The organism is Pseudomonadota bacterium, from assembly GCA_008501635.1.
Taxonomy (GTDB): Bacteria; Pseudomonadota; Gammaproteobacteria; order QQUJ01; family QQUJ01; genus QQUJ01.
Genome location: QQUJ01000016.1, coordinates 136,786 through 143,763, shown reverse-complemented (window position 1 = coordinate 143,763; position 6,978 = coordinate 136,786). Strand labels below are relative to the sequence as shown.

General features: G+C 58.5%; 6 protein-coding genes. All 6 read right to left on the bottom strand.

The genetic code is table 11. The features are described from left to right. Positions 1-131 precede the first annotated feature (131 nt). Positions 132-845, bottom strand: a complete 714-nt coding sequence (locus tag DWQ09_08170) for an ABC transporter ATP-binding protein (protein ID KAA3628642.1) — start codon at positions 843-845, stop codon at positions 132-134. Beyond that, the gene (locus DWQ09_08165) at positions 841-1,608 is read right to left on the bottom strand and encodes an ABC transporter ATP-binding protein (GenBank protein ID KAA3628641.1); all 768 of its coding nucleotides are present in this window, start codon (positions 1,606-1,608) and stop codon (positions 841-843) included. The genes DWQ09_08170 and DWQ09_08165 overlap by 5 nt, the downstream gene beginning before the upstream one ends. After that, entirely contained in the window at positions 1,595-2,584 is a 990-nt protein-coding gene (locus DWQ09_08160; GenBank protein ID KAA3628634.1) for a branched-chain amino acid ABC transporter permease, read from the bottom strand. The genes DWQ09_08165 and DWQ09_08160 overlap by 14 nt, the downstream gene beginning before the upstream one ends. A gap of 2 nt (positions 2,585-2,586) precedes the next feature. Continuing rightward, positions 2,587-3,453, bottom strand: a complete 867-nt coding sequence (locus DWQ09_08155) for a branched-chain amino acid ABC transporter permease (GenBank protein KAA3628633.1) — start codon at positions 3,451-3,453, stop codon at positions 2,587-2,589. 197 nt (positions 3,454-3,650) lie between these two features. Further along, a complete protein-coding gene (locus DWQ09_08150; GenBank protein ID KAA3628632.1) occupies positions 3,651-4,868 on the bottom strand; it encodes an ABC transporter permease in 1,218 nt (405 codons plus the stop codon). A 349-nt stretch (positions 4,869-5,217) separates the two neighbouring features. Continuing rightward, positions 5,218-6,798 (bottom strand): benzoate-CoA ligase family protein, encoded by a 1,581-nt coding sequence (locus DWQ09_08145; GenBank protein ID KAA3628631.1) that lies wholly within the window; start codon positions 6,796-6,798, stop codon positions 5,218-5,220. Positions 6,799-6,978 lie beyond the last annotated feature (180 nt).

Below are 6,978 nucleotides of genomic sequence, written 5' to 3'. Positions count from 1 at the left end.
TCAGCGGATTCCATCAGGGACAGGGGTATCTACCTCAGACAAAGTCCGGATGTATGGCTGCAATCTCTACCTCCTCACCATCACTACCTTGGGGGCTTGGCAAATAGGGGCGACCATGTATGAGATAGGTTCTATACACCCAAATGCTGCTGATGGATTTCGGGTTTGGCGGCAAGCTCTTCCGATGTGCCTTCATAGACGATCTGGCCCTTGACGATGATGAGGTTGCGATCGGCAATCTTCATCAAGGCTGTGATGTCTTTGTCGACAACGATCGCTGCGATTCCCGCTTCTTTGATTTTACGGATAACCGACCAAATCTCTTTGCGGATCAGTGGGGCAAGCCCCTCGGTCGCTTCATCGAGCAACACAAGATCGGGGTTAGTCATCAACGCGCGTCCGACGGTGAGCATCTGCTGTTCGCCGCCGGAGAGTTGATTGCCCATGTTGTTGATGCGCTCGGCCAGGCGCGGAAAGAGGTCGAGCACGCGTTCGAGATCCCAGTCGCGGCGGCCATCGGGGCCTGAGCGGGCCGCCATAATGAGATTCTCGCGCACCGAGAGCGTGGGAAAGATGCCGCGATCTTCCGGTACATAGGCGACGCCGGCCTTGGCAACGCGATGGGGTGGCTTGCCGGTTGTGTCTTTGCCTTTGACCAATACCTGACCGGCGCCCGGTGGTGTGAGCCCGATCAGCGATCGCAGCGTCGTGGTTTTGCCCATGCCGTTGCGCCCCATCAGGCTGATGGTCTCGCCGCGCTGCACCTTAAGGCTTACGCCGTACAGTATGTGACTGGCGCCATAATAGGTATGAATCGCTCGTGCTTCGATGAGAGGGGAATCAATGTCCATCGACTGCTTCCTCGCCGAGGTAGGCTTCCTGCACCGCTTTGTTGGCACGTATCTCGTCCACCGTGCCGGTTTCCAGAACGGCGCCGTTGACCATCACGGTCAAACGATCGGCGACGGCGAAAACCGCGTCCATGTCGTGCTCGATCAGGATCAGTGTGTGATTCTCGGCCAGACGTTTCAGCAGTTCGATCACCTGTTGCGACTCATCGGTGCCCATGCCGGCCAGCGGTTCGTCGAGCAGCAGCAGTTCCGGCTCGGTGGCCAGCATCATGCCGATCTCCAGCTGGCGCTGTTCGCCGTAGCTCATAGTGGCTGAAACGGTGTTGCTCTGTGATGTGAGTGCGCACAATTCCAGCGCCTTCTCGGCGCGCGCCTGCACATCCTTCAGCTGTTTGGCACGCCGAAAGAAGCGCATCGAGCTGGGGCGGCGCGATTGCGCGGCCAGCCAGCAGTTATCGAAACAGGTGAACTGCGGAAAGATATTGGTCTTCTGGTAACTGCGCCCGATGCCCGCCTGCGAAATCTTGTTGGGCGGTAGACGCGTGATGTCGTTGCCTTTGAAGAGGATGGTTCCATCGCTGGGCAACAGATCGCCCGACAGCAGATTGATGAATGTGGTTTTACCCGCGCCGTTGGGTCCGATGATGGCGTGAACCTGGCCGGCGCGAAACGCCAGCGAGACGTTCTGCACTGCAAACAGCCCGCCGAAATTTTTCGACAATCCGGTTGTTTCCAGCACGAACTCACTCATCGCCATTCTCCTGCGCTGCGGGCGACTTCTTGCGCAGGCGGCCGGTGAGCTGCGGAATCAGCCCGGCGATGCCGTTGGGCAGAAACAGCACTACCGCGATCACGAATCCGCCCATCAGCAGCAGCCAGTGCTCGGTGAGCTCCTGAAACCAGTCCTGCAGATAGACCATGGCGAAGGCGCCGACCACCGGCCCGTAGAGCGTGCCGATGCCGCCGAGGATCACCATCATCATCGCCGTGCCCGACTCGTGCCAGCCGAGATGCGCCGGACTCATGATCCCGGTGTGCAGCCCCTCGAGAAAGCCGGCAAACCCGGCCAGCGTGCCGGCGATGACAAAGCTCACCAGCTTGTAGCGGAAGGTGGCAAAGCCGAGCGCGCGGGTGCGCGCCTCGTTGGCGCGAATGCCGCGGATCACCTGCCCGAACGGCGAGCGCAGCAGCATGCGCAGCAGAAAATACGAACCCACCAGCCCGGCGAAGATGAAGTAGTAGAGGGTGTAATGATTGTCGAGATCCAATAGCGTCCAGCTGCCCAGCATCACCGTCGGCTTGTAGAAGATGAAGATCCCGTCCGACCCGCCGAGATCGGTGTTCTCGTTGAAGTAGTAGTAGAGCATCTGGGCGAAGGCGAGCGTGATCATGATGAAGTAGATCCCCGTGGTGCGCACCGAGAACCAGCCGATCACCAGCGCGGCGAGCGCCGCTCCGGCCAGACACACCGGCAGCGCGTACCAGATGCTCACCGGCCCGCTGTCGGGAGTGACGATGGCGAGCAGATAGCCCGAGAGTCCGAAGAAGGCGGCATGGCCAAAGCTCACCAGCCCGGTGTAGCCGATCAGCAGATCGAGGCTCATGGCGAAGATGCCGAGGATCATCATGCGCATCACCAGGCTGACGTAGAAGCTCTCCCCGACCCAGGGAAAGATGGCCAGCGCCACCACGGCGAGGGTGAGAATGAAAGTGACCGAACGCGGGGTATCCATGCTCAGGCCTTCCCGAACAGCCCTTGCGGGCGCCAGATCAGGATCACCGCCATGGTGGCGTAGACCGCCACCGAGGCGATATCGGGCAGCAGCACCTTGCCGAAGGTGTCGGCCAGGCCGATGATCATGGCGCCGATGAACGCGCCCTTGATGGAGCCGATACCGCCGATCACTACCACTACAAACGAGAGGATGAGTATCTGATCGCCCATGCCGGGGTAGACCGAGCTCACCGGCGCCGCGATCATTCCCGCAAACGCGGCTAGCACCACCCCAAGGCTGAAGACGATGGCAAACAGTCGCCCGACGTTGATCCCCAATGCCTGCACCATCTCGCGGTTCACCGCACCGGCGCGGATCATCATGCCGAGTCGGGTTTTTCCGATGACGGCATACAGAACTCCCGCCAGCGCCAGGCAGACCATGGAGATAAAAAGTCGGTAATGAGGGTAGACCTGGTTTTCGGTGAGTGGAATCGAACCTTTGAGGATCTCCGGAACAGGCACACTGTAGAAATTGGTGCCCCAGAGGAGCTTCTGCATCTCGTTGAAAATGAGGATCAATCCATAGGTGAGCAGTACCTGGTAGAGGTGGTCACGCTTATAGAGAAATGAAATCGCCGTGCGCTCGACGATATAACCGAGCAACAGCATGATGGGCAGCCCGAGGACAATAGCGACGAAGAAGTTTGAGGTGATGCCGGTCAGCCAAAAAACCAGGTAAGCTCCCAACATGTAGAACGCACCGTGGGCGAGATTGATGATGCCCATGATGCCGAAGATCAGCGTCAGACCGCTCGCCACCAGAAACAGCAAAAAGCCGTACTGGATACTGTTGAGGAGCTGAACCAGGAAAACTGAAATATCCATTCGTAATTGTTTTGTTGTTGGCCTGTCACGGGTGAAACATCATGCCCCCCGGGGCACTGTAGGTGAGCACGAGGGCGGGGCGTCAAACTGCGTCTGTTTCCCCACACCCACCGCGTCCCTCGCGAATCGGACTTTGCTAAGTACAATCACGTAGTAAAAAGAAGCGCCCCAGCACCGTGGCTGGGGCGCGACTCGGTTTAAGACATCTTACATCCCGTCGCCGGATCTTCGAGCGCCTTCGCTGCGACGCCCATCAGTTTCTGGGCGCTGCCGCGCACTTCGCGCAGGTAGATATCCTGAATCGGGTTGTGCGCCTTGGACATCTTCCAGTAACCGCGTGGGCTATCGGGGAACTCGGCACTTTCCATCGCCTGGATAATCGCGCCGGTGGCACCAGTGTCGCCATTGACCGCCCCCATCGCCTTGATCAGAAGTTCACCCGCGTCGTAGCCCTGTACTGCAAAAACGTTAGCGCTGCGTCCCGTCGCTTTCTCGAACGCATCACGGAAGGTGCGGTTGGCGGCATTGCTGATATCCGCCGAGTAGTGCAGCGTGGTCTTGACGCCTTCGGCCGCTTCACCGGCTGCCGCTTCGACACCTTCGGTGAGAAAGCCGGGGCCATAGAGCGGAATGGAATTGTTGAGACCCGCGGCCGCGTAGTCCTTGAGAAACTTTGTCGCGCCACCGCCGGAGAAGAAGGCGAATACCGCATCGGGCTTGAGCGCCGCGATCTCGGAGAGAAACGCCTGGAACTCGACGTCAGGAAACGGTACCTCGATATCCTTGATCACTTTGCCGCCCGCCTTCTCGAAGGCTTCGGTACCGGCGTCCATCATCTGGCGACCCGCCGCGTACTTCCAGGCGATGGTGACCGCGGTCTTGTGACCATCTTTGGCCATCACGGTGCCACCGGGGTAGGCCGGTTGCCAGTTGGAGAATGAGGTGCGGAAGATGTTGGGCGCACAGAGCGGACCGGTGACGGCGTTGGAGCCGGCGTTGGGCACGATCATGATCGGCCCCTCGCGTGATCCAACCATCTTCGCCATCACCGCGGCAATGCCCGAGTGCACCGGACCGACCACGAAGTCGACCTTCTCTTTGTCAACCAGCTTCTGGGTGTTCTGCTGCGCCTTCGGTACCGACATCTCGCTGTCGATCTGCACGAAGTGGATCGGACGGCCGCCCAGTTTGTGATCGGCCTCCGCCAGACGAAGCTTCATCGCGTCGGTGATCGAGTTACCCAGCATCGCGTAGGTGCCCGAATAAGGGAGCAGGATACCCACGCGCACCGGTGCTTTGGCGCCGATGGCAAAACGGGTGGGAACGAAGCTGGATACTGCCGTCACGCCAGCGGCCGCTGCAGTACCCTGCAGGAAACGACGGCGTGTAAAACTATTGGAACCAGAATTGCTCATACCTCTTTCTCCTCTCACTTTAAGGCCATTCCCTCAGGAACGGTATTGTTATTGCTATCGCTATTGGGTGTTGTTCCCATCAGTCTGCCACGTTCCCGAAACCCCTTCACCTTAGGAAACACGGTATTACATCAGCAGAGGGTAACCGCCCCGCGCTGCAAGCAGCTCACTATCTCCTTGGGGTGCCGAGACCCGCGCTGTCGACTGCAGGTTTCCCTGCGCGGGTATGTAAAGTATTGCTGAGACTGTCTGCGCATGCCATCTACTGTTCAATAGTAGTACTCTTGTGCTCCCAGTTCAGATTCTTCTCATTGTTCGGGGAACGCTGGCGCCGGTGAAGATAGTCGTGTCACTGTCTCAACTTGAAACGTTGAATTTTCCCGGTTGCGGTTTTGGGTAGTTCTTCGACAAAGTTGAACCACCGCGGGTATTTGTACTTGGCCAGGCGAGCTTTGCAGTGCGCTTTCAGCGCATCCGCTGTCGCAGTGCCGGCATCTGCCGGGTTCTTCAGCACCAGGTAGGCCTCGGGTTTTACCAGCCCGTCGTTATCCTCGCGGGCAACCACTGCCGCTTCGAGCACCGCGGGGTGATCGGCAAGCGCCGCCTCGATCTCAAACGGTGAACACCAGATGCCGCCTACCTTCATCATGTCGTCGGTGCGGCCCTCGTAGTAGAAATAACCTTTTTCATCCATGCGATAAGAATCGCCGGTGTTCAACCACCCGTCGACCATGGTGTCAGCTGTTTTCTCTGGGTTGTTCCAGTAATAGGCGGCGGTCGACTCCCCTTTGATGAAGAGTTTGCCGCTTTCCCCTGGAGGAACCTCCGCGCCTGCTTCATCGATGATCTTGGCCTGATACCCGGTTACCAGTTGTCCACTGCTGCCCGCCTGCACATCCCCGTCACGATTGGAAATGAAGATATGGAGCGCCTCTGTGGAACCGATTCCGTCGAGAATGACGGTGCCCGTCAGCTCTTCCCAGCGCTCGAAGAGATGAGGAGGCAGTGCTTCGCCCGCCGAGACACAGAGACGAATCGAGGCAAGATCGCGTGGTCCGGTCTCCAAAGCCTGGACCTGCGCTGCGTAAAGCGTGGGAACACCGAAATAGAGCGTAGGGCGGAATTTTTCGATGACATCGAATGTGGTATCCGGTGTTGGACGGCCGCCGAAAAGCACCGCGGTCGCGCCGGTCCACAATGGCATGGACAGGGCGTTGCCCAGACCATAGGCGAAAAAGAGTTTCGCGGCCGAGAAACAGATATCGTCCTCCCGCATCCCCAGGGTTTGCTCGGCGTAGCAGATACCGGTTACCACCATATCGCGTTGACGATGCACGGCGCCCTTGGGTTTGCCGGTAGAACCGGAGGAGTAAAGCCAGAAGCACTCGCTATCCGACTTGGCGGGATGGAAGTCGAGTTGTGCTTTCGCAGCGTCGAGAAGTGAAGTGAGACTCTTCGCTTCGCCGGTGACACGCAGGCTATGTGCCGGTTTGGTACGGGCGGCAGCGAGCGCAGGTTCTACCTCAGCGGCGAATTCGGGGGAATAAATGACTGCCGAGCAGGCAGAGTCTTCGATCATGTATTGGTAATCCTTGGCGCGCAGCAGTGTGTTGATGGGTACCGGAATGATGCCTGCTTTGATTGCGCCCCAGAAAAGGTAGAAGAATTCAGGGCAATCCTTGACCATCATCAACACCCGCTGCCCCGGGATGATGCCCAGGCCGAGCAGGGCATTGCCACAGCGATTGGTCCTCTCCGCCAGCTCCTCATAGGTGACCGCTTCGCCATCGGCGGTACGGATCGCCACCTTGGCGCCGCGCCCCTCCTGCAAATGGCGATCAATGAACAGATAGGCTGCGTTGAAATTCCGGGAGTAAGTGATCTTGGGATCATCACCCGAGTAGTCGACGACTACCGTATGGTCTTGCATGGCGTTCCCCTCAATGCGGACTGCGTAATCCTGCGAACCTGCTCTTCTTAGTATCGTCGGTATTTCTCACTGGCGCTGAAGAAGGCTTTGAAACGGTGCCCACAAACTATATTTGCCGCTTACGTTAGCGTCAAACGCTATCAATACCGCGCGTTACGATCTCCTGCAAGCAGGGCGATG

Excerpts from the sequence above, each read along its gene's own strand:
- DWQ09_08165 (KAA3628641.1), bottom strand. The coding sequence starts at position 1,608 with ATGGCGATGAGTGAGTTCGTGCTGGAAACAACCGGATTGTCGAAAAAT.
- DWQ09_08160 (KAA3628634.1), bottom strand. The coding sequence starts at position 2,584 with ATGGATACCCCGCGTTCGGTCACTTTCATTCTCACCCTCGCCGTGGTG.
- DWQ09_08155 (KAA3628633.1), bottom strand. The coding sequence starts at position 3,453 with ATGGATATTTCAGTTTTCCTGGTTCAGCTCCTCAACAGTATCCAGTAC.
- DWQ09_08150 (KAA3628632.1), bottom strand. The coding sequence starts at position 4,868 with ATGAGCAATTCTGGTTCCAATAGTTTTACACGCCGTCGTTTCCTGCAG.
- DWQ09_08145 (KAA3628631.1), bottom strand. The coding sequence starts at position 6,798 with ATGCAAGACCATACGGTAGTCGTCGACTACTCGGGTGATGATCCCAAG.